The sequence below is a fragment of the Haloglomus halophilum genome, from assembly GCF_024298885.1.
Taxonomy (GTDB): Archaea; Halobacteriota; Halobacteria; order Halobacteriales; family Haloarculaceae; genus Haloglomus; species Haloglomus halophilum.
In genome coordinates this window covers 3,525,495-3,549,628 of sequence record NZ_CP101166.1, presented here as the reverse complement: position 1 = coordinate 3,549,628, position 24,134 = coordinate 3,525,495, and the positions used below count along the sequence as shown (strand labels likewise).

The 24,134-nt window shown below is 69.7% G+C and carries 30 protein-coding genes and 1 pseudogene; 12 read left to right on the top strand and 19 right to left on the bottom strand.

The window, feature by feature from the left end:
• Positions 1 to 93: 93 nt before the first annotated feature.
• The 6 genes from NL114_RS17215 to NL114_RS17190 form a co-directional block, all read right to left on the bottom strand.
• The gene (locus NL114_RS17215) at positions 94 to 237 is read right to left on the bottom strand and encodes a hypothetical protein (RefSeq protein ID WP_254822151.1); all 144 of its coding nucleotides are present in this window, start codon (positions 235 to 237) and stop codon (positions 94 to 96) included.
• 50 nt (positions 238 to 287) lie between these two features.
• Positions 288 to 1,067 carry an HAD-IIA family hydrolase gene (locus NL114_RS17210; RefSeq protein WP_254822150.1) on the bottom strand — a complete coding sequence of 260 codons (780 nt, stop codon included), beginning with the start codon at positions 1,065 to 1,067 and terminating at the stop codon, positions 288 to 290.
• A 108-nt stretch (positions 1,068 to 1,175) separates the two neighbouring features.
• Entirely contained in the window at positions 1,176 to 2,342 is a 1,167-nt protein-coding gene (gene arsB / locus NL114_RS17205) for an ACR3 family arsenite efflux transporter (RefSeq protein WP_286671083.1), read from the bottom strand.
• On the bottom strand, positions 2,335 to 2,733 hold the full coding sequence (locus NL114_RS17200; RefSeq protein ID WP_254822149.1) for an ArsR/SmtB family transcription factor: 399 nt from the start codon (positions 2,731 to 2,733) through the stop codon (positions 2,335 to 2,337). Before NL114_RS17200 ends, arsB begins: the two co-directional genes overlap by 8 nt.
• A 214-nt stretch (positions 2,734 to 2,947) precedes the next feature.
• Complete coding sequence (locus NL114_RS17195; RefSeq protein ID WP_254822148.1) at positions 2,948 to 3,313, bottom strand: hypothetical protein; 366 nt, start codon at positions 3,311 to 3,313, stop codon at positions 2,948 to 2,950.
• Positions 3,310 to 5,811: a penicillin acylase family protein gene (locus NL114_RS17190; protein ID WP_254822147.1), complete on the bottom strand. Its 2,502-nt coding sequence runs from the start codon at positions 5,809 to 5,811 to the stop codon at positions 3,310 to 3,312. The genes NL114_RS17195 and NL114_RS17190 overlap by 4 nt, the downstream gene beginning before the upstream one ends.
• A gap of 98 nt (positions 5,812 to 5,909) precedes the next feature.
• Here NL114_RS17190 and NL114_RS17185 point away from each other — a divergent pair, with 98 nt between their 5' ends.
• The 3 genes from NL114_RS17185 to NL114_RS17175 all read left to right on the top strand — a co-directional run bounded on the left by NL114_RS17185 (position 5,910) and on the right by NL114_RS17175 (position 7,740).
• Positions 5,910 to 6,173 carry a hypothetical protein gene (locus NL114_RS17185; protein WP_254822146.1) on the top strand — a complete coding sequence of 88 codons (264 nt, stop codon included), beginning with the start codon at positions 5,910 to 5,912 and terminating at the stop codon, positions 6,171 to 6,173.
• 104 nt (positions 6,174 to 6,277) lie between these two features.
• Positions 6,278 to 7,033: a class I SAM-dependent methyltransferase gene (locus tag NL114_RS17180; protein WP_254822145.1), complete on the top strand. Its 756-nt coding sequence runs from the start codon at positions 6,278 to 6,280 to the stop codon at positions 7,031 to 7,033.
• 152 nt (positions 7,034 to 7,185) lie between these two features.
• Positions 7,186 to 7,740 (top strand): FAD-dependent oxidoreductase, encoded by a 555-nt coding sequence (locus tag NL114_RS17175; protein ID WP_254822144.1) that lies wholly within the window; start codon positions 7,186 to 7,188, stop codon positions 7,738 to 7,740.
• 6 nt (positions 7,741 to 7,746) lie between these two features.
• On the opposite strand, the gene NL114_RS21820 is transcribed toward NL114_RS17175, so the two are convergent.
• Entirely contained in the window at positions 7,747 to 8,148 is a 402-nt protein-coding gene (locus NL114_RS21820) for a CDGSH iron-sulfur domain-containing protein (RefSeq protein WP_254822143.1), read from the bottom strand.
• Between the two features lie 123 nt (positions 8,149 to 8,271).
• Here NL114_RS21820 and NL114_RS17165 point away from each other — a divergent pair, with 123 nt between their 5' ends.
• Positions 8,272 to 9,141 (top strand): mechanosensitive ion channel family protein, encoded by an 870-nt coding sequence (locus tag NL114_RS17165; protein WP_254822142.1) that lies wholly within the window; start codon positions 8,272 to 8,274, stop codon positions 9,139 to 9,141.
• A 30-nt stretch (positions 9,142 to 9,171) separates the two neighbouring features.
• Here the strand turns inward: NL114_RS17165 and NL114_RS17160 are convergent, their stop codons facing one another.
• The 5 genes from NL114_RS17160 to NL114_RS17140 all read right to left on the bottom strand — a co-directional run bounded on the left by NL114_RS17160 (position 9,172) and on the right by NL114_RS17140 (position 12,595).
• Complete coding sequence (locus NL114_RS17160) at positions 9,172 to 9,573, bottom strand: Zn-ribbon domain-containing OB-fold protein (protein ID WP_254822141.1); 402 nt, start codon at positions 9,571 to 9,573, stop codon at positions 9,172 to 9,174.
• On the bottom strand, positions 9,570 to 10,736 hold the full coding sequence (locus NL114_RS17155; RefSeq protein ID WP_254822140.1) for a thiolase C-terminal domain-containing protein: 1,167 nt from the start codon (positions 10,734 to 10,736) through the stop codon (positions 9,570 to 9,572). Before NL114_RS17155 ends, NL114_RS17160 begins: the two co-directional genes overlap by 4 nt.
• Before the next feature lie 88 nt (positions 10,737 to 10,824).
• Entirely contained in the window at positions 10,825 to 11,814 is a 990-nt protein-coding gene (locus tag NL114_RS17150) for a ring-cleaving dioxygenase (protein ID WP_254822139.1), read from the bottom strand.
• Between the two features lie 83 nt (positions 11,815 to 11,897).
• On the bottom strand, positions 11,898 to 12,131 hold the full coding sequence (locus NL114_RS17145) for a DUF8527 family protein (RefSeq protein WP_254822138.1): 234 nt from the start codon (positions 12,129 to 12,131) through the stop codon (positions 11,898 to 11,900).
• Complete coding sequence (locus NL114_RS17140; protein ID WP_254822137.1) at positions 12,131 to 12,595, bottom strand: nuclear transport factor 2 family protein; 465 nt, start codon at positions 12,593 to 12,595, stop codon at positions 12,131 to 12,133. Before NL114_RS17140 ends, NL114_RS17145 begins: the two co-directional genes overlap by 1 nt.
• A 133-nt stretch (positions 12,596 to 12,728) precedes the next feature.
• Between NL114_RS17140 and NL114_RS17135 the strand changes: the two genes are divergently transcribed.
• From NL114_RS17135 to NL114_RS17120, 4 genes are all read left to right on the top strand, one after another.
• On the top strand, positions 12,729 to 13,787 hold the full coding sequence (locus tag NL114_RS17135; protein ID WP_254822136.1) for a tyrosine--tRNA ligase: 1,059 nt from the start codon (positions 12,729 to 12,731) through the stop codon (positions 13,785 to 13,787).
• A gap of 213 nt (positions 13,788 to 14,000) precedes the next feature.
• A complete protein-coding gene (locus NL114_RS17130; RefSeq protein ID WP_254822135.1) occupies positions 14,001 to 14,453 on the top strand; it encodes a DoxX family protein in 453 nt (150 codons plus the stop codon).
• Positions 14,454 to 14,536: 83 nt separating this feature from the next.
• Positions 14,537 to 15,112 carry a flavin reductase family protein gene (locus tag NL114_RS17125; RefSeq protein ID WP_254822134.1) on the top strand — a complete coding sequence of 192 codons (576 nt, stop codon included), beginning with the start codon at positions 14,537 to 14,539 and terminating at the stop codon, positions 15,110 to 15,112.
• 206 nt (positions 15,113 to 15,318) lie between these two features.
• Positions 15,319 to 15,570, top strand: coding sequence for an HVO_2901 family zinc finger protein (locus NL114_RS17120; RefSeq protein ID WP_254822133.1), 252 nt, complete (start codon positions 15,319 to 15,321; stop codon positions 15,568 to 15,570).
• Positions 15,571 to 15,744: 174 nt separating this feature from the next.
• Here NL114_RS17120 and NL114_RS17115 read toward each other — a convergent pair whose 3' ends face one another.
• On the bottom strand, positions 15,745 to 16,251 hold the full coding sequence (locus NL114_RS17115; protein ID WP_350355380.1) for an SRPBCC family protein: 507 nt from the start codon (positions 16,249 to 16,251) through the stop codon (positions 15,745 to 15,747).
• 31 nt (positions 16,252 to 16,282) lie between these two features.
• Between NL114_RS17115 and NL114_RS17110 the strand changes: the two genes are divergently transcribed.
• The gene (locus NL114_RS17110; RefSeq protein ID WP_254822132.1) at positions 16,283 to 18,037 is read left to right on the top strand and encodes a potassium channel family protein; all 1,755 of its coding nucleotides are present in this window, start codon (positions 16,283 to 16,285) and stop codon (positions 18,035 to 18,037) included.
• Positions 18,038 to 18,058: 21 nt separating this feature from the next.
• Here NL114_RS17110 and NL114_RS17105 read toward each other — a convergent pair whose 3' ends face one another.
• Both NL114_RS17105 and NL114_RS17100 read right to left on the bottom strand, forming a co-directional pair.
• Positions 18,059 to 18,925: a DUF7537 family lipoprotein gene (locus NL114_RS17105; RefSeq protein ID WP_254822131.1), complete on the bottom strand. Its 867-nt coding sequence runs from the start codon at positions 18,923 to 18,925 to the stop codon at positions 18,059 to 18,061.
• Between the two features lie 96 nt (positions 18,926 to 19,021).
• Positions 19,022 to 19,825, bottom strand: a complete 804-nt coding sequence (locus NL114_RS17100; RefSeq protein WP_254822130.1) for a DUF7537 family lipoprotein — start codon at positions 19,823 to 19,825, stop codon at positions 19,022 to 19,024.
• A 131-nt stretch (positions 19,826 to 19,956) separates the two neighbouring features.
• On the opposite strand from NL114_RS17100, the gene NL114_RS17095 reads away from it, so the two are divergent.
• Positions 19,957 to 20,763, top strand: a complete 807-nt coding sequence (locus NL114_RS17095) for a BtpA/SgcQ family protein (RefSeq protein ID WP_254822129.1) — start codon at positions 19,957 to 19,959, stop codon at positions 20,761 to 20,763.
• A gap of 73 nt (positions 20,764 to 20,836) precedes the next feature.
• On the top strand, positions 20,837 to 21,202 hold the full coding sequence (locus NL114_RS17090) for a hypothetical protein (protein ID WP_254822128.1): 366 nt from the start codon (positions 20,837 to 20,839) through the stop codon (positions 21,200 to 21,202).
• Between the two features lie 330 nt (positions 21,203 to 21,532).
• On the opposite strand, the pseudogene NL114_RS17085 reads toward NL114_RS17090, so the two are convergent.
• Positions 21,533 to 22,663 (bottom strand): annotated as a pseudogene (locus NL114_RS17085) (NAD(P)/FAD-dependent oxidoreductase); the annotation flags it as partial.
• Between the two features lie 131 nt (positions 22,664 to 22,794).
• Between NL114_RS17085 and NL114_RS17080 the strand changes: the two are divergent.
• The gene (locus NL114_RS17080) at positions 22,795 to 23,190 is read left to right on the top strand and encodes a cupin domain-containing protein (protein ID WP_254822127.1); all 396 of its coding nucleotides are present in this window, start codon (positions 22,795 to 22,797) and stop codon (positions 23,188 to 23,190) included.
• Here NL114_RS17080 and NL114_RS17075 read toward each other — a convergent pair whose 3' ends face one another.
• From NL114_RS17075 to NL114_RS17065, 3 genes are all read right to left on the bottom strand, one after another.
• On the bottom strand, positions 23,191 to 23,358 hold the full coding sequence (locus NL114_RS17075; protein WP_254822126.1) for a hypothetical protein: 168 nt from the start codon (positions 23,356 to 23,358) through the stop codon (positions 23,191 to 23,193).
• A 68-nt stretch (positions 23,359 to 23,426) separates the two neighbouring features.
• Entirely contained in the window at positions 23,427 to 23,699 is a 273-nt protein-coding gene (locus NL114_RS17070) for a DUF7111 family protein (protein WP_254822125.1), read from the bottom strand.
• 145 nt (positions 23,700 to 23,844) lie between these two features.
• The gene (locus tag NL114_RS17065; RefSeq protein ID WP_254822124.1) at positions 23,845 to 24,105 is read right to left on the bottom strand and encodes a hypothetical protein; all 261 of its coding nucleotides are present in this window, start codon (positions 24,103 to 24,105) and stop codon (positions 23,845 to 23,847) included.
• Between the last annotated feature and the right edge of the window lie 29 nt (positions 24,106 to 24,134).

Sequence of the window (24,134 nt, the reverse complement as noted above, 5' to 3'; positions counted from 1 at the left end):
ATCCATACACTCCACCATCTGCTTCCGATATTTCGAGACAATGAGCGTGCCTCGCGATAGAGTGCCAGATTATATCGATAGTCTGCCGACGACTCAGCCGTTCCGGGGCGCCTCGGTCCACGCCGCAGCGTAGCCCTCGCGGAGGCCGGACCCGCAGTCCCGGATGCACCGGTTCCGCCGGACGTGTTCCTTGTCGACCGCTCTGTCGGGGGGTGAGGTCAGCGTCTCCTCGGTCATGACACGCGACCGTGGACCGCCGCTCGCCATAAGCGTTTCCGGGGCAGGGGTCAGTCGAACAGCCGCTCCACGTCCGCGATGGAGTCGAGCACGTGGTCCGGGGTCACGTCGCTCTCGACCACGTCGGCGTCGTCGTTGACGCCCGTCCGGACGAGCGCGGTCGTCATGCCGGCCCGCTCGCCGAACGCGATATCCGTGTCGAGACGGTCACCGACCATCAGGCACCGCGTAGGGGCAACCCCGAGCGCCTCGGTGGCCATCGCGACGGCCTCCGAGGAGGGCTTGCCGAGGACGTGGTCCGGGTCCCGTTCGAGAATGCTCGCGACGGCGCCGACGATGGCGCCCGACCCCGGAACCATCCCGGTCTCGGTGGGGATGACCACGTCCGGGTCGCTCCCGACGAACGGACAGCCATCCTTGCCCGCCAGGTAGGCGTCGGTCAGGGTGTCGTAGTCGAACCCGCGGTAGAACGAGACGACGAGTGCCTCGCACGCCTCGGGGTCGTCGGTCGTCCGGAGGTCGGCGTCGGTGAGTTGCTCGCGGAGCCCCGACGAGCCGACGACGTACAGCAGGTCGTCGGCGTGGTGGTCACGGAGGTACCGCGTGGTGACGGCACCCGCCGAGAGCACCTCGTCGGCCGTCGCCTCGATACCCATCCCTGCGAGCCGGTCGACGTACGCCTCACGGCCCTTCGTCGGATTGTTCGAGCAGAACAGCAGCGAGCAACCCCGCTCGCGGAGCCGACCGATGGTCTCCGGCGCCCCCGGAATCGGTTCCCCACCGCGATAGACCGTCCCGTCGAGGTCGAGGACGACACCCTCGAAGTGCATGGTCGGTGTACGACGGGCCGGGTGAGGAGTCTGTGGGTCGCGGCGAGACGGAAGCGTCGGTGGGTCCGTCGGTTGGGTTCCGGCCCGCGGAGTCGGGCCGCGGCGCGCTCAGTCGTCCTCGGGTGCCGGTTCCGAGGCGGTCGGGGGGAGCCCGCCCGCCGTGGCCCCGCTCCAGTCGAACTTCCGCTGGAAGTACAGCGCGACGTTGACCAGCGCCAGCAGGACGGGCACCTCGATGAGCGGGCCGACGACGGTCGCGAACGCGACGCCGGAGCCGACGCCGAACACCGCCACGGCGACGGCGATGGCCAGCTCGAAGTTGTTCGACGCGGCCGTGAACCCGATGGCCGTCGTCGTCGAGTAGTCCGCACCGATACCCTTGCCCATCCCGAAGCTCACGAGGAACATCACGACGAAGTAGATGGTCAGCGGCACCGCGATGAGCAGGACATCGCCCGGTGCGGCGACGATGGTGCCCCCCTGCGTGGCGAACATCACGATGACGGTGAACAGGAGCGCGACCAGCGTCAGCGGGTCGATTGTTGGGATGAACTCCTCGTCGTACCACGATTCGCTCTTCACCCGGGTCCCGACGTAGCGTGTCAGGAAGCCGGCCGCGAACGGGACGCCGAGGAAGATGACGATGGCCTCGACCACCTGTATCGGCGTGATGTCGAAGGTCGTGATGCCGGCGACGAGCGACTCCATCCCGAGCAGCGGCGGGAGGAACAGCGCGAAGAACCAGACGTAGACGCCGTAGGTGATGATCTGGAAGAGGCTGTTGAACGCCACCAGCCCGGTGACGTACTCGGTCGAGCCCTCGGCGAGTTCGTTCCAGACCAGCACCATCGCGATACACCGGGCCATCCCGATGAACACCAGGCCGAGGAAGTACTCGGGGCGCGCCGGCAGTCCGGGGACGAGGCCGCTGAAGAACACGACCGCGAGCCCGAACATCAGCGTCGGGCCGATGAGCCAGTTCTGGACGAGGCTCAACCCGAGCACGCGCCAGTTGCTGAACACAGCCCGAAGCTGCGAGTAGTCGGCCTTCGCCAGCGGCGGGTACATCATCAGGATGAGGCCGACCTCGACGAGATGGAGGTCCTGTATCGGCCGGGTCACCGACGGGGCGACGAACCCGAGCCCGACGCCGACCGCCATCGCGCCGAAGATCCAGACGGTGAGGTACTTGTCGAGGAAGTCCATCGACCGCGGGTCCCCACAGCTCTCACAGCCACAGTCGGGCCCGTGTTCGTGCGCGTCGACGTTACTCATCGCTCACGCTCCCCTCGAGGACGGTGACGAGCGCGACGGCCCGGTTGGTCGCACGGTACTTCTTCCACCGGCCGTCCTGCCGGCCGTCGGCCAGCCCCGCATCGACGAGCTTCGACAGTGCGTGACTGAGTCCGCTCTCGGTCACGTCGACGACCGCGTTCAGTTCGCAGACACAGAGCTCCTCGCGAGCGGCCACGAGCACACGGACCAGCGTGTACCGCGTCTCGTTGGACAGTGCCGAAACCACACCGAGTTCGGCGTCCACCTGCGCGCTCCCGAGCGCCGCTTCGAGTGTCCCGAGCTCGTCGAGCCGACGCTCGACGTCCTCGTCGCGACACTCCCCGAGCTCGTCGTCGAGATAGCGCCGCAGTCGTTCCGTGGTCTGGGCCATGAGTGCTGAATTGAGCGCATTCTCAATTAGTGATTTCGGAGCGGCGGCAGATGATCTGCCATATGGTTCGATATAGTGGTATTGGGCTCCATCAGCGAAGAGAAGCTGGAGAACCCAGTTGATAGATTCCTGAACCACTGTCCTCGCGAGCGGACTCGCTGCCCGCGTCACGTCCCGTTCGGTCGCCCGAAGCGAGAACCGGGGGCTCGGCGGGTCACACCAGTCCCCGGACCGTCACCGCCGCCAGCGTCGGCAGGGCGACCCCGAGCACGAGCGCCAGTAACGACAGCGGCGTCGCCGTTGCGACGGCGCCGAACACGCCGAACAGGACCAGCACGACCCCCCAGGCGACGAGGACGAGCCCGCCGAAGTAGCAGCCGAGCTGGGCCGCCCGCCCGAGCGACCCGGCCGCCACGCCGACGAGGAGCCCGCCCACGACGAGCCCGGTTCCGGGCGGGATGGCGGGCACGAGCGTCGTCACGAGCACGGCGACGAGGCCGAGCAGGAACGCCACGAGGGTCAGTTCGTCCTCGCGTCGCCGCCGGACCGCGGCGAGCGCGTCGGGCGTCAGGTAGCTCACGAGCCATCACCCCCGTCGTCGCCACCGTCCGCGGGGACGAAGACGAGTTCGCGCTCACCGGCCGGCTCGCGCGCCATCGGCTTGTACTCGCCGGCCGCCCACTCGTCCAGCTGACTGTGGTAGTGTGGCGAGAACGGATTGGCCGACTGCCCGCCCGGGATGACACCGAACGACGACCCCTCGGTGACGACCATCCGCCACGAGGAGCCCGCCTGCGTCGACCGCTGGGAGCGGAAGTTCGAGACGGTGTACGGCGAGCCGTCCATCGGCTGCTCCGGGTAGTCGAGGAAGTCGAGCGGGAACGGGTGGTCCAAGTCCAGCCGGTTGTAGTCGCCGTAGACCTCCCAGCCCTCGCGGTCGGCCTCCGCGATGGCCTTCCGGAGTGCCCGCGCGGCGATGTCGGCACGGCGCTCCCGTCGGTCGGTACGGATGTCGTCGAACCAGCGCGCGTTCGGCGGGAGCTGGCCCAGCGTGTAGTCCTTCGGGAAGTAGGACTCGTCGAGGCCGCGCGAGCGGAACTCGTCGCCGAAGGTGGCGTTACGGTAGTGGTCCAACCAGAGCGCGAACAGCAGCGCCGACTGCGAGTCGCGCGTCATGTTGTGGTCCCACTCGGCGAGGTCCGCGGCAGCCTCGCGGGTGCTGGGCTGCATCTTCCCCGTCGCGTCCTGGATGATGGGGACGAAGTCCTCGGCGGCCTCGCTGTGGACATCACGCTGGATTCGCTTGACGTACGCCGCGGTGATGGGCCGGTCGGACGACGCACGCTGGTCGAGCAGTTCGTGGATGCGCTCGCCCCGGTACGGGTCCGCGTAGCGCGGGCTGTGCGCGATGTAGAACGGCGGGTCGTCCATGGTCCGCTGGTTCGCGGTCGCGAGGTAGCCCGGGTTCCGAACCTCCGGGACCTCGTCGTAGTCGTGGAACGCGGACCAGTTCGTCCGCCCGTACGGCTCGAACCCGGGCCACTCCATCCGGGCGGCGCTGCCGTTGAACACCCGGTCGCCCTCGACGGTGCGGTTGTCGACCGTCCGGACGGGGTAGCGACCGGTGATGCGGAAGTAGGTCCCGCCGTCCCTGATGTCGGCCGCCACGAAGTTCTGCGTCGGCGAGTCGAACCGCCGCATGATGTCCCGCACCTCGTCGAGGTCGTCGGCCTTGTTCAGCCGGAGGATGGCCTGCGACTCGCGGGTGTCGCCGAGCCCGACCCAGGAAACCCCGACCCCGACCCGACCCTGTGGCGTCTCACGGGAGATGAAGGGCCCGTGGACCGTCCGGCGGATGCGGACCGTCCGGTCGCGCCCGTCCTTGACGGGGATGGTCTCGTTGTGGGTCTCGAACTCCCGCACCTCCTCCCTGTAACGATACGTGTTCTCGGAGGGTCGCTCGTAGCGGTAGAGGTCGACCTGGTCGGCGCCGACGTTGGTGAAGCTCCACGCGATGTCGTCGTTGGCCCCGATGACGACCGTCGGGACGCCCGGGAAGGCGACCCCGCGCACGTCCATCGTGTCCTCGCGCCCCGCGCCACGGACGCGGAGGTGCTGCTCGTACCAGACGGGGGGGACGTTCAGCGAGAGGTGCGGGTCGTTCGCGACGATGGGACTCCCGTCGGGCGTGTAGCGCCCGCCGACGACCCAGGAGTTCGACCCCAGCCCCGGCGAGGACTGATACGGGCGGAGTTCCTCGTAGAGCCCCTGCATCCCACCCACATCGACCCCCTCGACGAGGTCCGGGCGGGGCTCGCCGAGGTCGTTTCGCTGCCCGCCGACGGCGTTGTCGACGATGGCGTCGTCGTGGTCGAGCCGGTCCGGATAGAGTCGCCCGATGGCCTCGCGCCGGTCGGGGAACGCCCGCCGGATGCTACGTCCCTCCAGGTCACGGAAGTCGCCGGTGAGCTGCCAGGCGATGAGCTTCCCGACGATGAGGGTGTCCTGTGGGGTCCAGCGCGTCGGCTCGTAGTCGTTCGCGCGGAACTCGAACGGTGTCGGACGGGTGTCCATGTACCGGTTGACGCCAGCGGTGTAGGCCCGGACGCCCTCGCCGGTCTCGGTGTTCTGGATGCGCCGCCAGGAGGCGTTGGCGGCGGCATCGAACCCCATCCGGCGGTGGAAGCGGTCGGACTCCAGCGCCCGGGCGCCGAACGCGGCCGAGAGGTTCCCCTCCATCAGCCGGCGCTGGAGGTCCATCTGGAACAGGCGGTCACGCGCCTGCACGTAGCCAACCGCGAACGCCATCGCCCGGGTGTTGGAGGCGTTGATGTGGGGCACCCCGTGCTCGTCGAACCGGACGGTCGCGCGGCCGTACGGGTTCTCGATCTCTCGCGGGCCGCCGAGGTCGACCGCCGTCGAGGCGACCGACCCGTCGTTCGCGCCGTACGATGGCCCCCACGCCTCCCCCGACGCCGGCGCCGACAGCGTGACGAACGACCCGCCGCCGACCGCCGCGGAGACAAGCAACGCCAGCGCGAGAACCGAGGCGACCGCTCCCCCGAGATCGGATACCATACTGCCGGACGGCGGTCGGCTCCCGAATAAGTGTTCGTGTGCCCGGTTCCCACGGTCGGCGTGCGTGGATTTAACACGCCGGGCGCGGCAGCCGTCACATGGCAGTCGTCACCGCGAGGGAAGCCCTGCGATACGTCGTCAGCCGCGAGATGGCCCTCCTCTACGCCGTCGTCATCGTCGGAACGCTCTGTCTCGGCCTCGGGGTCGAGGCGTTCCGACTGGGACGGGGGAGCAACCTGTTCCTGCTCGCCGACGTCCTCCGGACCCTGTTCCTCGTCGTCGGCACCGTGCTGGTGTACGGCGGGACCATCGGCATCATCTACAAACTCGTCGCCGACGCTCACGCCCGCGGCACGCCCTGAGACGGCCCCGACGCCCTGAGACGGCCCTGACGCCCTGAGACGGCCCTGACCCCCGATGACAGGGACCCGGTAGCCTCAACCCGGCACCGCCCCTGACCGCCGACGTGACCAGTGACTGGGACGCCACCCGCTACGACACCGACCAGTCGTTCGTGGCGGCCTACGGGACGCCGCTCGTCGACCTACTGGACCCCGAACCGGGCGAGCGGGTGCTCGACCTGGGCTGTGGAACGGGCGACCTGACCGCGACCCTGGCCGAGCGCGTCGGCGACGCGGGACGGGCCGTCGGTGTGGACCGTTCGCCGTCGATGGTGGCCCGGGCGCGTACCCGTCACGACGGCCCCGCGTTCGTCCGCGGGGACCTGCGCGCGCCCCCCGTACGTGGCGCCGACGGAGCCCTGTCGAACGCAGCGTTGCACTGGGTTCCGGCGGCCGACCAGGACCGCGTCCTCGCGGCTGTCGCCGACGCGCTCCGCCCGGATGGCCGGTTCGTCGCCGAACTCGGCGGCACCGGCAACGTCGCGAGCGTGGTCCGGGCCGCGAACGCCGCCCGACGCGAGCACGGCCACGACCCCGCCGACCCCTGGTACTTCCCATCGGTCGGTGAGTACACGATGCGACTGGAGGACGCCGGGTTCGAGGTCCGTCGGGCGGTCCTGTTCGACCGGCCGACCGACCTCGACGGCACCGACGGCCTGGCGTCGTGGCTCGCCCAGTTCGGCGACCCGCTGCTCGGGGAGCTGCCGGACCGCGATGCGGTCGCGGCCGCGATCGTCGAGCGTCTCCGTGAGGAGCGGTTCGACGGCGAGACGTGGACGCTCGACTACCGTCGGCTTCGGCTGGTGGCGGTTCGAGTGTGAATCCGATATTTCAAGACGCACCCCAAATAAAGCAATTATTCTATAATAAATTGAGGTATATATTTCATAATTGGAGAGAATATGAGATATGAGATTGCTCCACTTCCCACCCCGGCGTGAACTTTTCTGTACCCACGGCGTACCCGTTCCCGATGACAACCATAGGCGTCGTCGGCGGTGGTCCCGCCGGCCTGAGTGCGGCACTGTTCACGGCGAAGAACGACCTCGAGACGCACGTCTTCGATACGGACGGGACGTGGATGCACAAGGCGCACCTGTTCAACTACCTGGGCATCGAGTCCGAGGACGGGAGTGCCTTCATGGAGACGGCCCGCGACCAGGTCGACGAGTTCGGCGTGGAACGCCACCAGGGCGCCGAGGTGACGGCCGTCGAGGCGACCGACGACGGATTCACCGTCGTCACCGAGGACGACGACCACGAGTTCGACTACGTGGTGCTGGCCACCGGCGCGAAGCGCGACCTCGCCGAGGACCTCGGCGTCGACTTCGACGACGACGTGGTCGACGTGGACGTGACGATGGAGACCAGCCACGACGACGTGTACGCGACGGGCGCGATGGTCCGGGCCGAGGAGTGGCAGGCGGTCATCTCGGCCGGTGACGGCGCCGCCGCCGCGCTCAACATCCTCTCGAAGGAGAAGGGCGAGCACTTCCACGACTTCGACACGCCGGCCGACGCGGAGTAGGCCCCGTTACTGGTCGTCCTCCGACCCGTCGAGCACCTCGGTCGCAAGGTCCGCCAGCACGAGTTCGAGACGCCCGCCCGCAGCCGTGAGTTCCTCCGGGTCGACGATGCGGGGACCACGGGCCTCGTGGATGGCGACCACCCCCTCGGCACATCCGACCCCGCCGCCCACTTCGCCGCCCTGGTTCTCGGCGTCAGCGACGGCCCGGCGCTCCCCGTCGGGTCCATCGGGATAGCGGTAGACCGCATCGGGGTCCTCGTCCCGTGTCGCCCGATGCGAGCCGTCGCAGAACGGGAACTCGGGAGAGAGCCCGCACCGGCAGACGGCGATGTCGCCGTGGTCCGGATCGATATCCTCCGGCGTGAGTACGTACGGCCCGGTGGCGTCGTGTTCGACCTCGCGGGGCATGGCCGCCCGTACGCCCCCCGGTGACAAAACAGAGGTGCCGGACGGCACCCACCGACCAGGGATAGCGACGGCCGACCACCGGAGACCCCCACGCTTTCACGCCCGCCCCGAGTCCGCACGGGCATGCTCGCGCAGCTCCAGCCTCCCGGCGGGTTCCCGGACCCGCTGGTACCGTACAGCGACCTCCTCTCGGACCTGTTCGTGTTCCTCGTGACCGCGGCCACCGTCATCGTCATCGGCCGGCTGGTCGTGGCGCCGTTCCTGCTCCGAGTGGTGCAGAGCCGGAACCGGAACAACCCGACGGTGGTGTCGGCCACCGAGACCTACGTCCAGGTGTTCGTTGCAGGGACGGCCCTCATCGCGGGGCTGCTCGCGGCCGGACAGCTCCGGTTCCTGGTGGGGACCGATTCGGCCATCATCATCGCCGCGCTCACGTTCGCGTTCAGTGTCGCCGGGCAGGAGGTGTTCGGGTCGCTCATCAGCGGCTTCTTCCTCGTCGCCGACCCCGACTTCAACGTCGGCGACTGGATCTCGTGGTCGGGCGGGGAGGGCGTGGTGGAGGCGGTGGACTTCCGCGTGACCCGCATCCGGACCGCGGACAACGAGACCGTCGTCGTCCCGAACACGGAGCTGACGACGAACGTCCTCACCCGGCCGTTCGGCCGGGACCGGTACCGCATCACCGAACGCGCGTACGTCTCCTACGCGGAGGACACCGAACACGCGCTGATGGAACTCCAGCAGCTCGCGGTCAACTTCGACCGCGTGCTCACCGAGCCCGCACCGGACGCCAGCGTCGTCGAACTCGGCCCGGACAGCATCACCGTCCAGGCCGAGCTGTGGATCGACGACCCCGCTCGCGGTGACGTGGCCGACATGCGCTCGGACTTCCGGCGGGCGGTGAAGCGGCGCTTCGACGAGGAGGACCTGACCCTCGCTCCGGCGGCCGGCCGGGAGCTCTCCGGCGAGGTCACCGTCGACCGGGTGGAGTGAACGGCGAGAAGCGGTGCCGACGCGAACTGCCTACTCGGCCGGCGCGAACGTCGGCGCCGGGTGGTCGTCGTCCGTGTCGATGTGGCCCGACAGCGTCACGTCGTCGCCGATGTCGACGTGGTCGCCCTCGATGCGGACCATCACGCGGGCGTCACCGAGGTCGACGACGGCGACCTGATAGCCACGCTCCTCGAACTGCTCGGGCGGGACGTTGATGGTGGTCTCCGTGTAGACCTCGCCCGCCGCCGGGAGTTCGACGGTCGTCAGGTCGCGGCCGCCACACTCCTGACAGGCACCGCTCGGGACGCCGCCGACGTGGCCGCAGTCGCTGCACTCCTGGCCGAGGAGCCGATCCTCGCGGACGGCGGCCGCCCAGTCGTGGTAGGAGAGCGATTCCGGGAGTTCTGCGTTCTCCTGGTCCTGCGTGCTCATGCTCGTGCCTCCATGATAGAGACGACGGTGGTGGCGGCGTCGCCGCCGAGGTTGTGCGCCACGCCGCGCGAGACGCCGTCGAGCTGGTGCTCGCCGGCCTCACCGCGGACCTGTTCGGTCAGCTCGACGATCTGTGCCGCGCCCGTCGCGCCGATGGGGTGGCCCTTCGCCTTCAGCCCGCCGGAGGCGTTGATGGGGATGTCGCCGTCGCGGCTGGTCCGGCCCTCGGCGGCAGCGACGCCGCCCTGGCCGTCCTCGATGAGGCCGAGTGCCTCGCTGGCGAGGACCTCCGCGCCCGTGAAGCAGTCGTGGACCTCCGCGAAGTCGACATCGGCGGCCGAGACGCCGGCCTGGTCGTAGGCCTGGCTGGCCGCGTCGCGGGCGGCCTTCGTGACGTGGGGCGTCTCCTTGTCCGCGAGCGGGACGATGTCGGTGGCGTGCCCGACGCCGGTCACGTCGACCGGGGCGTCGAACGAGTCCGCGAGGTCGTCGCTCACGAGGACCACGGCGGCGGCGCCGTCCGAGAACGGACAGCAGTCCATCAACCGGAACGGGTCCGCCACGACGGGCCCGTCGAGGGCCTCCTCGACGGTGGTCTCCTTGCCGAAGTGCGCCTTCGGGTTGAGCGAGCCGTGGCCATGGTTCTTCACGGCAACCTCGGCGAGGTGCTCCTCGGTGGTGCCGTGCTCGTGCATGTGCCGTTTCGTCAGCAGGGCGAAGACGCCGGGGAAGGTGAGCCCGGTCGGCTGCTCGTACTGGCGGTGCGACGCCGACGCGAAGATGCGCGTCATCTCGTCGGTGTCCTTTCCGGTCTCGGGGGTACACCGCTCGACGCCGCCGACGAGGACCACGTCGTGACGGCCGGATTCGACCGCCTCCACCGCGTTCTTGAACGCGTTCGCGGAGGTCGCGCACGCGTCCTCGTACCGCTGGACGGGCTTGCCCGCCATCCCGACGTGGGTCGCACACTGCGGCCCCAGGTGGGTGACGTTCTCCGTCTGGCCACCCATCGCGTTCCCGAAGAACAGTGCCTCGACCTCGTCCGGGCCGACACCGGCGTCGTCGAACGCTTCGAAGGCCGCGTCGCCGAACAGTTCCTGTAACGGCGTGTCGTGGACGCCGAACTTGGTCATGCCGGCGCCGACTACGCTTGCTCGTGCCATCTATCCATGTCCATCGGTGCCACGGCTAATGAGTGGCTCGTTCCGTTCGCGAGCTGATCGGCACGCTGTGACGGGACGTGTATCGGCCTCAGTTGTCCGCTTCGGCCGCCTCGGGCCGGGGGATCCGGACATCGGTCAGTCCGGCCTCGATCTCCTCGCGGCGCTCCTCGAACTGCCCCGGCAGGACGAGCCGGCCGCCGAGGTCGGCCAGCGGCTCGTCGCTGGTGTAGCCCGGCTCCTTCGTCGCGAGTTCGAACAGGACCCCGCCCGGCTCGCGGAAGTAGACCGAGCGGAACCAGTGGCGGTCGATGGGGCGGGTCGGGCTCACACCCATGGTCCGGACGGCCTTGCGCATCGCTCCCTGGTCGGCATCCGTGGGCGTCTGGAAGGCGACGTGGTGGACCGTGCCGTGGCCCTGCCGGCCGCTCCGGATGGTCGGGAGCACGTCGACGTACCTGCCGACGGGGCCGTCCGCGGCGAAGCGAACCCGTTCGTCGTCCGGGGTGTCACCCTCGGACTGCTCGCGCCCGACCATCTCGAACCCCATCGTGCGGAGGATGTCGGTGGTCGGCTGGGGGTCGGCCAACCAGAGCGTCACGGAGTGGAACCCGCGGATCGCGTGCTCCTCGGGGACCCACTCCGTCCACGGGACCGTCGGATCGTCGTCGGGGACCTCGACGGCGACGAGTTCGACCGGCAGGCCGTCGGGGTCCTCGAACGGGAGCACGGTCTCGCCGAACCGCTCGACACGGCCCTCGTACGCGACGCCGTACTCGTCGAAGCGGCCCTCCCAGTAGTCGAGGCTCCCCTCGGGAACGCGGAACGCGGTCCGGGAGACCTGCCCGGAGCCGACCGTCCCGCTCGGCATGTCCTCCCACGGGAAGAACGTCATGCTCGTACCGGGCGTCCCCTCGGCGTCGGCGAAGAAGAAGTGGTACGTCCCGGGGTCGTCCTGGTTGATGGAGCGCTTGACGAGGCGCAGGCCGAGCGTCTCGACCCAGAAGTCGAGGTTCGCCTGCGGGTCGCCCGCGATACAGGTGACGTGGTGGATGCCGGGTGTCGGGGTCTGGTCCGTCATTGCTCGTCCGTACGTGGGCAGCCGACTTGAGTACGCGCTGACACCGGTGTCACCGGGTAGGACCGAGGTCCCTCCCGCAGCGGCTACTGCCGGCGGCGGTCCCGGCTCGACCGGACGGACCCGTCGCCGGGGAAGACGATGTAGACGAGCAGGGCGCCGGTGAGGAGTCCGGCGAGCACCGCGACGCCGCTCAACCAGAGCGGCCCGTCACCGTTGAGCGTGATGAGACCCGCCGAGAGGCCGACGAACAGGACGATGCCGACCTTTATCTTGAAGGCCGCGCCCGAGCGCTCCTCGTCCGAGACCGGGGCGACCACTATCGGCCCTCCACGCTCGTGCTGACGTGCATCCCGGTGAACAGCCACGCGGGGCCGTCGTCGGTCGTGCCGTCCGCCGCGTCGCCATCGTTGCGCTCCAGCGTCCCGGACCAGCGCGTGTCGAACTCGTAGCGGACGCGCTTCTCGGTGTCCGTCCACGCCATGAACACGTCGTCGGAGAACCAGGCGTGACGGTCCCGTTCCTCGACGACGAGGCGGCAGGAGTCGACCTGCCAGCCGTCCGTCGTCCGGGTCTGCTCGCGGAGCCCGGCCGCGACGGACTCGTAGCCCGTCAGGCGCTCGCCGACACCGAACTTGACCGTCGTCGGCGACTCGGCGAAGTACGGGTAGAGCGGCTCGCCGTTCCGGAGCGTCTCGTAGTACGCGCGGACGGTTCCGGCGGCGCTCCCCGTGGGTGGGTCGGCGGGGGCGACCGGTGCGTCCTGGGCGGTCCCGTCGTCCATACCGGAGCGAGCCGGCGCTCGGTCTTACGGTTACTGGAACCGGTCCGCCGGGCAGGCGGCACCATGCCCGCCGGGATGTGAGACGCTGTCGGCCCTTCGAACGATTTAATCGCCGCCCCCCGGACCGCACTGTATGGACACGGCCGAACGCGCCGCGCTGGTGGCCCGCCACACCGAGGAGGTGGTCACGGAGGAGGAGCTGCGTGCCCTCTTCGAGGAGCAGGACGAACCGACGGCGTACATCGGCTACGCGCCGACCGGCGAGATGCACATCGGCCACTTCACGACGATGCGCAAGCTCGCGGACTTCATCGAGGCCGGGCTGGACGTGACGGTCCTCATCGCGGACCTGCACGCCCACCTCGACGACGAGAAATCGCCGTTCGAGCTGCTCGACCCCCGCTCGACGTACTACCGCATCGCCATCGAGGGGATGGTCGAGTCGGCCGGCGCCGACCCCGACGCCATCACGTTCAAGCGCGGGACCGACTACCAGCTGGAGGAACCGTACACGCTCGAACTCTACCGGATGCTCGCGGACACGACCATCTCGCGCGCGCAGCGCGCCGGGAGCGAGGTGGTCCGGCAGTCGGACAACCCGAAGCTGGGCGGGCTGGTGTACACGCTGATGCAGAGCCTCGACGTCGCCGCCCTCGACGCCGACATCGCCTACGGCGGCATCGACCAGCGCGGCATCTACATGCTCTCGCGCGAGGTGCTGCCCGACCACGGGTTCGGAAAACCGCTCTGCGTGTTCGCCCCGCTCCTCTCCGGGCTGACCCGCTCCGACGAGGAGGGGGAGGCGGACAAGATCTCCAGCAGCGACCGCTCCTCGGGCATCTTCCTCACCGACGACCGCGAGGCCATCGAGGAGAAGGTCCAGGCCGCGTACTGCCCGGCCGGCGAGGTCGAGGACAACGGCGTCCTCGAGTACCTCCACCGGCTGGTGTTCCCCGTGCTGGATGTCCGTGAGGAGGAACTCGTCGTCGAGCGCCCGGAGGAGTACGGCGGCGACCTCGAGTACGGGACCTACGACGAACTGGAGGCCGACTTCGTCTCGGGCGAACTCCACCCGGCGGACCTGAAACCCGCCGTCGCGTACTACCTCGACGAGGTCATCGCGCCCGTCCGCGAGCGCCTGCTCGACCGCCCCGAGGTGCTGACCCAGGCCTACCCCGACCACTGGGGCTGAGCGGGGGGCTCCCGGCTGTTCTTTCCACGGCCCGTCGTGTCACCGGCACGCCCAGTAACATCGCTGTCACCCGGGAGCAGCGCCCGTAACCCGGTCACCCCACTGTCAGCGAGGAGATAAGTACCCGTCCCGAGTAAGTGGTAACGCGATGAAAGCAGTACGCATTACCGAACCCGGTATCGCCTCGGAACTATCTCGGACGGAGGGTGGTCGATGACGGACCTCGTCCTGCAGGCGGGGCCCGCGGTGTTCGACTCGGCGGGCGCCGGCGAGGTCTTCCTCCTCGCGCGACTCCTGTTCGGTGGTGTCCTCGCGTTCATGGGGCTCAACCACTTCATGGACATCGAGGGGATGGCCGGCTACGCCGAGATGAAGGGCCTGCCGGCGCCGACGTTCAGCGTCGTCGCCTCGGGGGCGATGCTCGTCCTCGGCGGGCTCGCCATCATCACCGGTGCGTTCGTCGTGCTCGGCGCGGGAGCTCTCGCCGTCTTCCTGCTGGCCTCCGCGGTCGTCATGCACGACTTCTGGACCGTCGAGGACGAACAGCAGCAACAGACCGAGATGACGCAGTTCCTCAAGAACGTCTCGCTGGCCGGCGCCGCGCTCGCGTTCCTCGGCCTGGCGTCGCTCCCGTGGCCCTACGCGGTCGATATGGGTCTCGTCTGAGGCCGTGACCCGCCGTGGGGCGCCCGGCCCGCCACCCGTTCCCTGACCCACCCCCTTTTGCCGTCGACAGCCCTGTCGAACGCATGGAGTTCGACCCCGAGTCGGAGTCGATGTACCGCTGGCTGAGCGGCGCCGTCGTCCCACGCCCGGTCGCGTGGGTGTCCAGTGACGGCCCGGCCGGCCGGAACCTCGCGCCGTACTCCTTCTTCAACGTGATGTGCGTCGCCCCACCCGTCCTCGCGTTCGCGCCGGGGCAGGCCCCCGACGGCGAACAGAAGGACACGCTCCGGAACGCGCGCGAGACGGAATCGTTCGTCGTCAACCTCGTCACCGTCGACCTCGCGGAGGCGATGGTCGCCACCGCCGCGACGGGCGACGGCGACGAGTTCGACCTCGCGGGCGTGACGGCCGCCCCCGCGACCGAGGTGGACGCACCGCGCGTGGCCGAGGCGCCAGTCTCGTTCGAGTGCCGCCTCCACGACACGCTCGAACTCGGGTCGAACACCGCCACCTTCGGCCGGGTGGTCCACTTCCATGCCGACGAGTCGGTCCTCACCGACCGGAAGATGGACACGGAGCAGTTCGACGCGCTCGGGCGCCTGGCGGCGGACGGCTACTGCACCACACGCGACCGGTTCACCCTGTCTCGCCCCGACTGAGATGTTATCAGATATCCGAGTTCATCGGGGTGAAATCGCGCCACGGCGTCCAATTCTGCCGGCTCGTGGGAGGCCACAGCCAGCCACAGGACAGTTCGTTACGCCGTAGCGCACGGTAACTGCCGTTGGCGTCGGACGGCCGTCGTACTTGAATCCCGGACATGGAAAGCACCACACATATTACGGAGGCATCTGGAGCGTCTAGTATGACGCACGTCTGCAGGGACTGCAAGCGGACCTTCAGTACGGAACTCGAGCTCGAACTCCACAAGGACACCTGCGATGCGGCCTCCCTCCTGGTCTGCCAGGAGTGCGGCGAGAAGGTATCCGAGCGGAAGGCTACACGCGACGGGTGGCATTATCGATGCCCGAACGATGACTGCTCCGGCTCCGGTCTCGGCGAAGACCTCTTCCGCGCCGACGATTTCTCCGTCACGCCCGCTTCCTCGACGCGATAACCCACGACCCACCAGCGACCGGTCCGCCGCGGCCCTGCAGGCCACCCCTCGCGCCCCTCGACCTCACATTTCTCGTCTCCTTCTCGCATCCCAACCGAACATCCGAATCTCGGTAGTAATATCTTGATTTTCCGACGAATCCGGACAGTTCGATGATTGCCCGGGCGGCGGAACTCACCCATCCGCATCGTCGCCCGCCAGTGCGACCCGGTCCAGTCGGGGGAGCGCACGTCGGCAGACCGCCGCGTAGGGCGCGGCGGCGAGCGGCACCTCGAACGCCGCGATGGCGGGGTCCGTCCCCTCGACCCGGTGGCCGGTCGCCGGTATCCCCGCCACGTCCCAGGTCCAGCGTCCGTCCGTACAGCTCGTCACCTCGAACGGGACGCGGAGGCCGCCCACGGTCGTGATGCGTCCCGTGGAGCCACGGCTGACGAGGCGGTCCGAGCAGTCGACTGCCCGGACCGAGGGACCCCACTCTGGCCAGCACCTGGTGTCACGGAAGGCCCTCCAGACGGCGTTCCGGGCCGCCGCCATCGGGCGTGCGACCACGAGCCGGCGCCCATCGGGAGTCCGTTCGATGCGGGTTCCGGTGCGGCGGGGCACGGTGGGCTGGAGGAACCGCGGCGGCATCAACACCGTGCCACGGTCCCCCTCGGGAAGCCGAGCGACGGTAACGAACATCGTTATCCACCCCCCGGAACTTCGAACGGATATGGATCCGCGGGACCTCGCCACGTTCGCCTACGGCGACCGGGGGTCGTCGAACGCCGCACGCCAGCGCCGGCGCATCGCGCTCTACCTGGTGGGGCTGGTGGGCATCGCCGTCCTCTACGCGCTGGCGTATCAGGCGGCACTGTTCTACTTCGAGGGGGTCCGGATCTCGTTCGCCAAGGCCGCCCTGACGGTGGTCGAGTCGTTCACGACGACCGGTTACGGCGAGGACTCCGAGCTCTGGACGACGACACCGGTCCAGATGCTGCTCGTCTCGATGCAGCTGACCGGCGTCACGCTCATCTTCCTCGCCCTCCCGGTGTTCCTCGCACCCTGGGTCGAGGAACGTCTCTCGCAGACCGCCCCGACCGCCGTCGAGAACCTCTCCGACCACGTCGTGCTGGCGGGCTACTCCTCGCGCGGCGAGGCCCTCATCGACGAGCTCGACACCCGTGACCATCCGTACGTCGTCGTCGAGCCGGACCGCGACGCGGCCAACGAGTTGCACACGGAGACCGACATCACCGTCATCCACGGCGACCCAAAGCTGACCAAGACCCTGCAAGCCGCCAACGTCGACCGGGCCCACGCCGTCGTCGCGGACATCGGCGACGAGGCCAACGCGTCCATCGCGCTGGCAGCCGGCCACCTCGACGGTCCCGACCCCGGAATCGAGGACGCCCAGCCGGAGACCGACGGTGAGACCCAGCGGCCGCAGGTCGTCACGTTCGTCGAGGACGACGACAACGCCGCCTACCACCGGTACGCGGGCGCCGACGACGTCTTCTCGCCACGCCACCTCATCGGGGAATCCATCGCACGGAAGGTGTCAGCCGGCGTCCGGCCGGAGCTGGACGGCTCGGTGCAGCTCGGCGAGGGCGAGGACTTCGACATCGTGGAGCTGCCGGTGCAGAGCGGTTCGGAGCTCGCGGGCGTGACCGTCGCGGAGAGCGGCATCCGCGAGCGCACCGGTGCGAACATCATCGGCGCGTGGTTCCGCGGCGAGTTCGTCTCCCCGCCGCCGCCGGACGCCCGTATCGACGGGCAGACCATCCTCGTGGCCTCGGGGCGCGAGGAGAGTCTGGAACGGCTGAAGGGGCTCACGCTCTCGCAGGCGCGGGGACTCGGCACGAGAGGGTCCCGGGTCGTCCTCGCCGGGTTCGACGAGGTCGGCACGACCGTCCTGGAGGACCTCGACGCGCACGTGCCCACGACCGTCATCGACCTGCGCGACAAGGACGGCGTGGACGTGGTCGGCGACGTGACCGAGCCCGAGACGCTCCGCGAGGCCGATACCGAGAACGCGGGCACGGTCATCCTGACGGTTTCGAGCGACGTGACCGCCGTCTTCGCGACGCTCGTCATCCGCGAGCTGTACCCCGACGTGGAGATCATCGCCCGCGCGGATGCCACCGAATCCGTCCGGAAGCTGTACCAGGCCGGGGCCGACTACGTCCTCGCGGTCGCAACCGTGGCCGGGCGGATGCTCGCCTCGACCATCCTCGAGGAGGACATCATCTCCTTCGACCAGCAGGTCGAGCTCGTCCGCATCGACTGTGGTGACCTGGCGGGCAAGTCGCTGGGCGAGGCCGACGTTCGCGCCCGGACGGGTGTGACGGTCATCGCCGTCGAGCGGGACTCGACGTTCCTCTCGGATATCGGCCCGGCGTTCGTCGTCGAACCGGGCGACAGCCTCATCGTCGCCGGAACGGACGAGGACGTCAACCGGTTCAATGCGCTGGTCGAGACGGACTGAAGCGAGAAGCGGGCCGCGCGCCTACGAGGAGTCGGCCTGCCGGGCCTCGTCGAGCCACGGCGGCTCGGAGATATCGACCTCGTCGATGGAGTACGTCCGCAGGTCGACGCGGACGACCAGCTGTTCGTCACCGCGGTCCACGACCGCCTGATAGCTCATCCGGCGGACGATGCCCTCCTCGTCGACGACGAGCCCCGCGTCGAACCGGGTCACGTTCTCCGGGTCGACCGACGGTCCGAGAAGCGACCGGAGGACCGAGCGGTCGACGGAGGTGGCGCTGTACGCGTAGAACGTCCCGTTCTCGGTCGTCGTGACGTTCGCCTCGCCGAAGGTGACGTTCGTCAGCACGGGTGCGAGGAAGCCGCCCCCGGTGAAGCCACGCGGTTCCAGCGTGGCGTTCGTGACGTTGTAGCGGGTGTTGTTCGCCCCCGGCGGGTCGACCCGGAGGTAGCGCTCGCCGCCGCCGAAGTAGCTGGTCCGCTCGACCCCGCTGGTCCCGTTGACGGCGATGAGTGCCCGGTCGTCGTCGATATCGACGGACTGGAGCTGCCGGAGCGCCTGCGTCCCGTTCGGCGTGGCGACGCTCCCGTTGATATCGACGATGAACGACTGATGGTTCGCGAGCGAGTCGACATGACTCGACAGCGCCGCCTCGGAATCGTCGATGCCGGTCTCACCGTAGCCGGCCGGGAACGACTCCGACGGGTCGGGTGTCGGTGTCGGCGTGGCCGTCGCCGTGGCCGTCGCCGTCGGTGTCGGCGTGGCCGTGGCCGTCGGTGTCGGCGTCGAATCGGTATCGGTCGGTGTTGCACCACCACCACCGAGGAACGAGCAACCGGATGTCAACATCAGAACTGCGACGGCTGCTGTGAGCAGCGAGCGTCTCATACGTCGCCGTACAGGAACGGGGGGGTCCTATGCGTTTTGGCCGCGAATCACACGACAGCCCGTTCACGGTGGCGAGTCCCCGGTTCGCGTCCGGAATCAGCCCCGCTGTGCCCACGAGGGGCGCTGCACGGGGGTCCGGTCGACCCCGGCGATGGCGAACGTGACACCGTACCGGACGGTCCGCCCGTCCTGCTGGACGGTCGCGCGGTACCGGACCGACTGGACGACACCGTCCGTCCCGACGACCAGCGTGACGTTCCCACCGGTCACGTCACCCGCGTCGATGCGGGAGGAGAGCAGTGCCCCGGGGTCGTCGATATCGGATGCTGTGAAGCGGAAGAACGTCTCACCCCCCTGTTCGAACCGCTCGGTCGCGTCGTAGCTGACGTTCGTGATGGCAGCGTCGGTGTACTGCCGCCCGACGAACGCTTCCGGCGGAACCGTCCCGTTGATGGTACCGTACGAGGTGTTGCCGCCCTGCTGAACGCGGACGTACTGGGTCCCGTTCGCGTAGAACCGCGTCCGCCGCAGGCCCCCCGACCCCCGGTTCCCCGTCGCCGAGATGACCGTATCCGTCAGCGCCCGGGGCTCATCCGGGGAGACGGCCTGGACGAGCGTGATACGCGAGGTCCCGTTCTCCCCACGGACGGTCGCGTTGTAGCCCAGCGTGAAGTTGTCCGTCGCCAGCAGGCCGCTCACATGTGCGGCACGCGCCGCCGTCGCGTTCGTGACACCCTCGGCGGAGTACCCGGTCGGGTACGAGGCCGGCGTGGGCGTCGCGGTCGATGTCGCCGTTGCCGTCGGCTCGTCGGCCCCCGTCGGTGTCCCGCCCCCGAACAGCGAACAGCCCGAGAGCACGACCAGCACCGCCACTGCCACCACCGCAGCCTGTCGTCGCATGGGCGGTAGTCCACGGGTCCCGAGTAAAACCCTGTGGCTCGGTACCGTGGGGCTGCGGGTCGACCGGCGGAGGAGTCGCCCGACCGACGGACCGCACCGACATTCAAGCCGGAGCGCCACGAGGAACGCCCATGACCGAGGACACCGGGTCCGGGGCCGTCCCCGAACTCGTGGGGATGGTCCACCTGCCGGCGCTGCCGGGCACCCCCGGGTTCGACGGCGACCGGGCGACGCTCCGCGAGCGGGCCGTGGCCGACGCCGAGGCGCTCGTGGCGGGCGGGATGGACGCGGTACTGGTCGAGAACTTCGGGGACGTACCCTTCCATCCGGGCGAGGTGCCGCGCCACGTCGTGGCTTCGATGACCGCCCTCGTCGGCGCCGTCCGCCGGGCCGTCGACGTCCCGGTCGGCGTGAACGTGCTCCGGTCGGATGGCCCGGCCGCCATCGCCGTCGCGGCCGCGACGGGCGGGCGCTTCGTCCGTGTCAACGTCCACACGGGCGCTCGCGTGACCGACCAGGGCGTCGTCGAGGGGCGTGCCCACGAGACGCTCCGCCTCCGCGACCGGCTGGACGCGACCGACGTGCGCGTGCTCGCTGACGTGGACGTGAAGCACTCGGCACCGCTGGCCGACCGGCCGCTCGCAGAGGTGGCCCGCGAGACCGTCGAGCGGGGCGGTGCCGACGGCCTCGTGGTCTCCGGGCCCGCGACGGGCACAGGGGCCGACCGGGACCGACTCGAACGGGTCGCGGCGGTCGCCCACGAGACCGGCGTCCCGCTCGTCGTCGGGAGTGGCACCACCCCGGAGACGGTCGCGGAGTTGCTCGAGGTCGCCGACTCGGCCATCGTCGGGACGGCGCTGAAGGCGGGCAGCGAGGTGACCGCACCCGTCGACCGTGAACGGGTGGAGCGGCTCGTGGCGGCTGCTCGCGACGGCTGATCAGAACCGAGCGGCCGACGCGCCGAGACGGGGGCCACAACGTTGACGCGTCGGCCGGTCGTGGGGCCGCGTGATGGCACCATTCCAGAACTCGCTGATCGTGTTCGTCGTGAGCCTCCTCATCGGGGGCCTCGGCGTCTTCGTCGGTGCGAGCCTGCTGGCCGGGAGTCGGAACTACAGCCACGCCGTCGTGACGGCGGCGCTCGGGTCGCTGGTGTGGGCGATCGTCGCCTACCTCATCGGTGGGGTCCCGGTGCTGGGGCCGGTACTCGTCTTCCTGGCGTACCTCGCGGTCATCAAGTGGCGCTACCGGACCGGCTGGATCACCGCCGCCGGCATCACGCTGGTCGCCTACGTCACCGTGCTGGTGGTGCTGGCCATCCTCTCGAACGTCGGTGCGGGCCTCGGGACCGACATCCCCGGTATCCCGGGCGTCTGACCGGCGCGGCTACTCTTCCTCACCGTCGTCCGACTCCGGCCGCGTGCCCGACCCGCTCGCCATCGCGCCGAACAGGCCGATACCTGTCGAGAGGGCGTCACCGACGTGGCTGGCCGGACCGTCCGGGAAGTTCCGGTCGGCCAGTCGCGTGAACGGCGTCAGGTCGACGCTCCCGGGGGCGAAGGCGTCGGTGAACGCGAGCCCCGCACCCGCGAGCGGATACTGGATATCGCCCGGCGAGGCCGGGTCCGAGAGCGTCGCCAGCCGCCCGACGTGGCTCAGAGCCAGCAGCTGTGCGGGCAGGTCGATATCGTCGGCCGACGGCCACCCGAGCTCCGTCCGGACGAGGTCCGAGGCGCGACCGATGGCGCCGACCGAGCCGAGGTGCCCGGCGCCGATGACCGCCTTCGCCGCCTTCGCCGGCTCGCCGCTCATCACGACGGGACCGACCTGCGCGACGGCCCCGTCGCCGACGCTGACGACCCAGCCCGGCGAATCGTAGCGGTAGGTGTCGAGCCGTGGCTCGAACCCGTCCTCGCCGCCCTCATCGCCGTCGCGGACGAGCTTTCGGATGTTCGCCGCGGCGACCTTCGCCTCGCGGAGTGCGGTCTGTGCCGCGGCGGGAACCGCCTCGCCGGCCTCGTCGACGACCCGGCCCGCGTCACCGACGACGAAGGTGGTGTCACCGACGCGGAGGTTCGCGCGGACCTCGGGACGGTCGCCGCCGGTCGCCGCCGGACCCTGGATGCCGCCGGCCCAGACGAACGTGTCGTACCCCAGTTCGCGCCCGTCGGCGAGGTGGACGGTGTCATCGTCGGCGGACTCGACGGTCGCGCCGGTCTCGATGTGGACGCCGCGCGCCTCCAGTTCCGCCCGGACGGTATCGGCGAACGCGGCGTCGAAGCCGGGCGCGATGCGGTCGGCCATCTCGACGACCGTCACGTCGAGGTCGAGCGACTCCGCGTCCGAGAGCGCGGCCAGTTCGCCGGCGACCTGGATGCCCGAGAGGCCGCCACCGCCGACGATGGCCTCGCCGCCGGGGGCGGCCAGGACCGACTCCCGGATGGCCCCGGCGTGTTCGAGTCGCTTCAGGGGGATGGCATGTTCCTCAACCCCGGAGAGACCGTAGAACGCCGTCTCGGCGCCGAGACAGACCGCGGCGTAGTCGTAGTCGAGTTCCTCGGTGCCGTCGTCGGTGGCGAGCGCGGCGACGCCGGCGTCGGTGTCCACGTCCGTGATGCGGGCCTTCCGGACCTCGGAACGGGCGAGTACCTCGTCGAGCGGGACCGTGATGACCTCACGGAGGGCCGGTCGCCGGATGACGCGGTGGAGTTCGTGCTGGACGAGATGCGTGTCCGACTCGTCGACCACGGTGATGTCGACGTCATCGGGGAGACGACGCTCCAGCCGGCGTGCGACGGTCAGCCCGGCGTATCCCGCACCGAGGACGGCAACGTGCATACGCCCGATAGGGGAGCGAGCCCCAAAGCCCCTCCGTCGTCGGCAGCCGGCACTCGACAGCCGGGGTCGAGTGGCCGGCTGCCCTCTGCGGGGGCCGCCACGCTTTCGCCGTCCGCCCCCGAGCCACGCCTATGGGCTATCACGTTCTCGACCCCGACGACCTCCCGACATCACCGGACCATCCGTGCGACCGTCGCTCCATCTCGGAGGCCGCCGAGCTCGCCCAGCTCGCGCTCGCCGTCTACACGATGGCGCCGGGCGAACAGCTCCCCACGACGTACCACTACCACGAACAGCGCGAGGAGGCGTTCTACGTCGCGGCCGGCACGCTCACCGTCGAGACGCCCGAGGACGAGTACACCGTCGAGTCCGGCGAGGTGTTCGTCGCCGAGCCGGAGAGCCCACACCGGGCGTACAACCCGGACGCCGCCGCCGAGGAGGTCCGCGTTGTCGGGATGGGGGCGCCGAAGTTCGACATCGCGAAGCCGTACGACCCGACCGGCGACGACCCGACCGACGACCAGTAGCTACTCGCTGCCGTCCTCCTCGACGACCTCGCGGAGGTCCGCGAGGTGGGACTGCACCACCGTCAGGGTCGCGTCGGCGTCGGCGTACCCCTCCTCGTACTCGTGGAGCGCGAGGTCCACGTCGTCGACGAACGATTCGACCGCGTCTCGGAGTTCATCGTCGGTCATGCACGCAACGTCGGCGTGCAGCGGCAAGAAACCCGACCGTCCACGGCGCATCGGCCCGGACGGTCACCTCACATCCCCATGTCGGTGGCGGCCTCGGGGACCGGCAGGTCGTGCGGGGAGACGCCCAGCAGCTCGGCGGCGTGGTCGAGCGCCATGTCGAAGCCGTAGTACCGCTCCAGTTCGTCGCCGTCCGGCCCGTCCCGGACCTTCAGCATCGCGTACCCGTCGGCGTTCTGTGCGACGGTGGCGACGCGACCGTCGCGTTCGAACGTGAGCCGCCGCTCGCCCTCGGTCTCGTCGTAGCGGGCCGACACGTCCCCCTCGGTGACCGTCTCCGTCATGGCGGTCGCTAGGGGTGTCGGGGGTACCAACCCATCGGTCGGCGAAGCCCGGCCCCGGAACGCGGGCCCTCACGGTAGGGGCGCGGGGGACTCGCATGACGGAACCGGCGTGCCGTTGTCCGACCGCGTGTGACGGAACGGCATGTCACCATCCGGCCCTGTCCTGCCCCTCCCCATGTGTCGAGGAGCCGAACGGCGTGACCAGGGACAGCGTGTCCGCCTCGAGGTCCATCTCCGAAGCGGGCTCGATGGAGACGACGGAGCCGACCTGAGCGAGCAGCGCCACACAGACGCCACAGAGGGGTTCCTCGACGGAGTAGGAGCCGTTGAGCGCTCGATAATCGAACCGGCCGACGGACTCGTTCGTACACATCGCACACGTCGTGTTCGCCGTGTCTGCGCTCACGGGACGACGTGGCGGCCGTGAGCCCCATT

Coding starts and splice junctions, on each gene's coding strand:
- NL114_RS17070 (WP_254822125.1), bottom strand. CDS start 23,699: ATGACGGAGACGGTCACCGAGGGGGACGTGTCGGCCCGCTACGACGAG.
- NL114_RS17215 (WP_254822151.1), bottom strand. CDS start 237: ATGACCGAGGAGACGCTGACCTCACCCCCCGACAGAGCGGTCGACAAG.
- NL114_RS17175 (WP_254822144.1), top strand. CDS start 7,186: ATGACAACCATAGGCGTCGTCGGCGGTGGTCCCGCCGGCCTGAGTGCG.
- NL114_RS17115 (WP_350355380.1), bottom strand. CDS start 16,251: ATGTTCGTTACCGTCGCTCGGCTTCCCGAGGGGGACCGTGGCACGGTG.
- NL114_RS17160 (WP_254822141.1), bottom strand. CDS start 9,573: ATGAGCACGCAGGACCAGGAGAACGCAGAACTCCCGGAATCGCTCTCC.
- NL114_RS17200 (WP_254822149.1), bottom strand. CDS start 2,733: ATGGCCCAGACCACGGAACGACTGCGGCGCTATCTCGACGACGAGCTC.
- NL114_RS17130 (WP_254822135.1), top strand. CDS start 14,001: ATGACGGACCTCGTCCTGCAGGCGGGGCCCGCGGTGTTCGACTCGGCG.
- NL114_RS17075 (WP_254822126.1), bottom strand. CDS start 23,358: ATGACCGACGATGAACTCCGAGACGCGGTCGAATCGTTCGTCGACGAC.
- NL114_RS17100 (WP_254822130.1), bottom strand. CDS start 19,825: ATGCGACGACAGGCTGCGGTGGTGGCAGTGGCGGTGCTGGTCGTGCTC.
- NL114_RS17110 (WP_254822132.1), top strand. CDS start 16,283: ATGGATCCGCGGGACCTCGCCACGTTCGCCTACGGCGACCGGGGGTCG.
- NL114_RS17105 (WP_254822131.1), bottom strand. CDS start 18,925: ATGAGACGCTCGCTGCTCACAGCAGCCGTCGCAGTTCTGATGTTGACA.
- NL114_RS17140 (WP_254822137.1), bottom strand. CDS start 12,595: ATGGACGACGGGACCGCCCAGGACGCACCGGTCGCCCCCGCCGACCCA.
- NL114_RS17125 (WP_254822134.1), top strand. CDS start 14,537: ATGGAGTTCGACCCCGAGTCGGAGTCGATGTACCGCTGGCTGAGCGGC.
- NL114_RS17120 (WP_254822133.1), top strand. CDS start 15,319: ATGACGCACGTCTGCAGGGACTGCAAGCGGACCTTCAGTACGGAACTC.
- NL114_RS21820 (WP_254822143.1), bottom strand. CDS start 8,148: ATGCCCCGCGAGGTCGAACACGACGCCACCGGGCCGTACGTACTCACG.
- NL114_RS17210 (WP_254822150.1), bottom strand. CDS start 1,067: ATGCACTTCGAGGGTGTCGTCCTCGACCTCGACGGGACGGTCTATCGC.
- NL114_RS17165 (WP_254822142.1), top strand. CDS start 8,272: ATGCTCGCGCAGCTCCAGCCTCCCGGCGGGTTCCCGGACCCGCTGGTA.
- NL114_RS17190 (WP_254822147.1), bottom strand. CDS start 5,811: ATGGTATCCGATCTCGGGGGAGCGGTCGCCTCGGTTCTCGCGCTGGCG.
- NL114_RS17080 (WP_254822127.1), top strand. CDS start 22,795: ATGGGCTATCACGTTCTCGACCCCGACGACCTCCCGACATCACCGGAC.
- NL114_RS17185 (WP_254822146.1), top strand. CDS start 5,910: ATGGCAGTCGTCACCGCGAGGGAAGCCCTGCGATACGTCGTCAGCCGC.
- NL114_RS17135 (WP_254822136.1), top strand. CDS start 12,729: ATGGACACGGCCGAACGCGCCGCGCTGGTGGCCCGCCACACCGAGGAG.
- NL114_RS17090 (WP_254822128.1), top strand. CDS start 20,837: ATGGCACCATTCCAGAACTCGCTGATCGTGTTCGTCGTGAGCCTCCTC.
- NL114_RS17095 (WP_254822129.1), top strand. CDS start 19,957: ATGACCGAGGACACCGGGTCCGGGGCCGTCCCCGAACTCGTGGGGATG.
- arsB (WP_286671083.1), bottom strand. CDS start 2,342: ATGAGTAACGTCGACGCGCACGAACACGGGCCCGACTGTGGCTGTGAG.
- NL114_RS17150 (WP_254822139.1), bottom strand. CDS start 11,814: ATGACGGACCAGACCCCGACACCCGGCATCCACCACGTCACCTGTATC.
- NL114_RS17155 (WP_254822140.1), bottom strand. CDS start 10,736: ATGGCACGAGCAAGCGTAGTCGGCGCCGGCATGACCAAGTTCGGCGTC.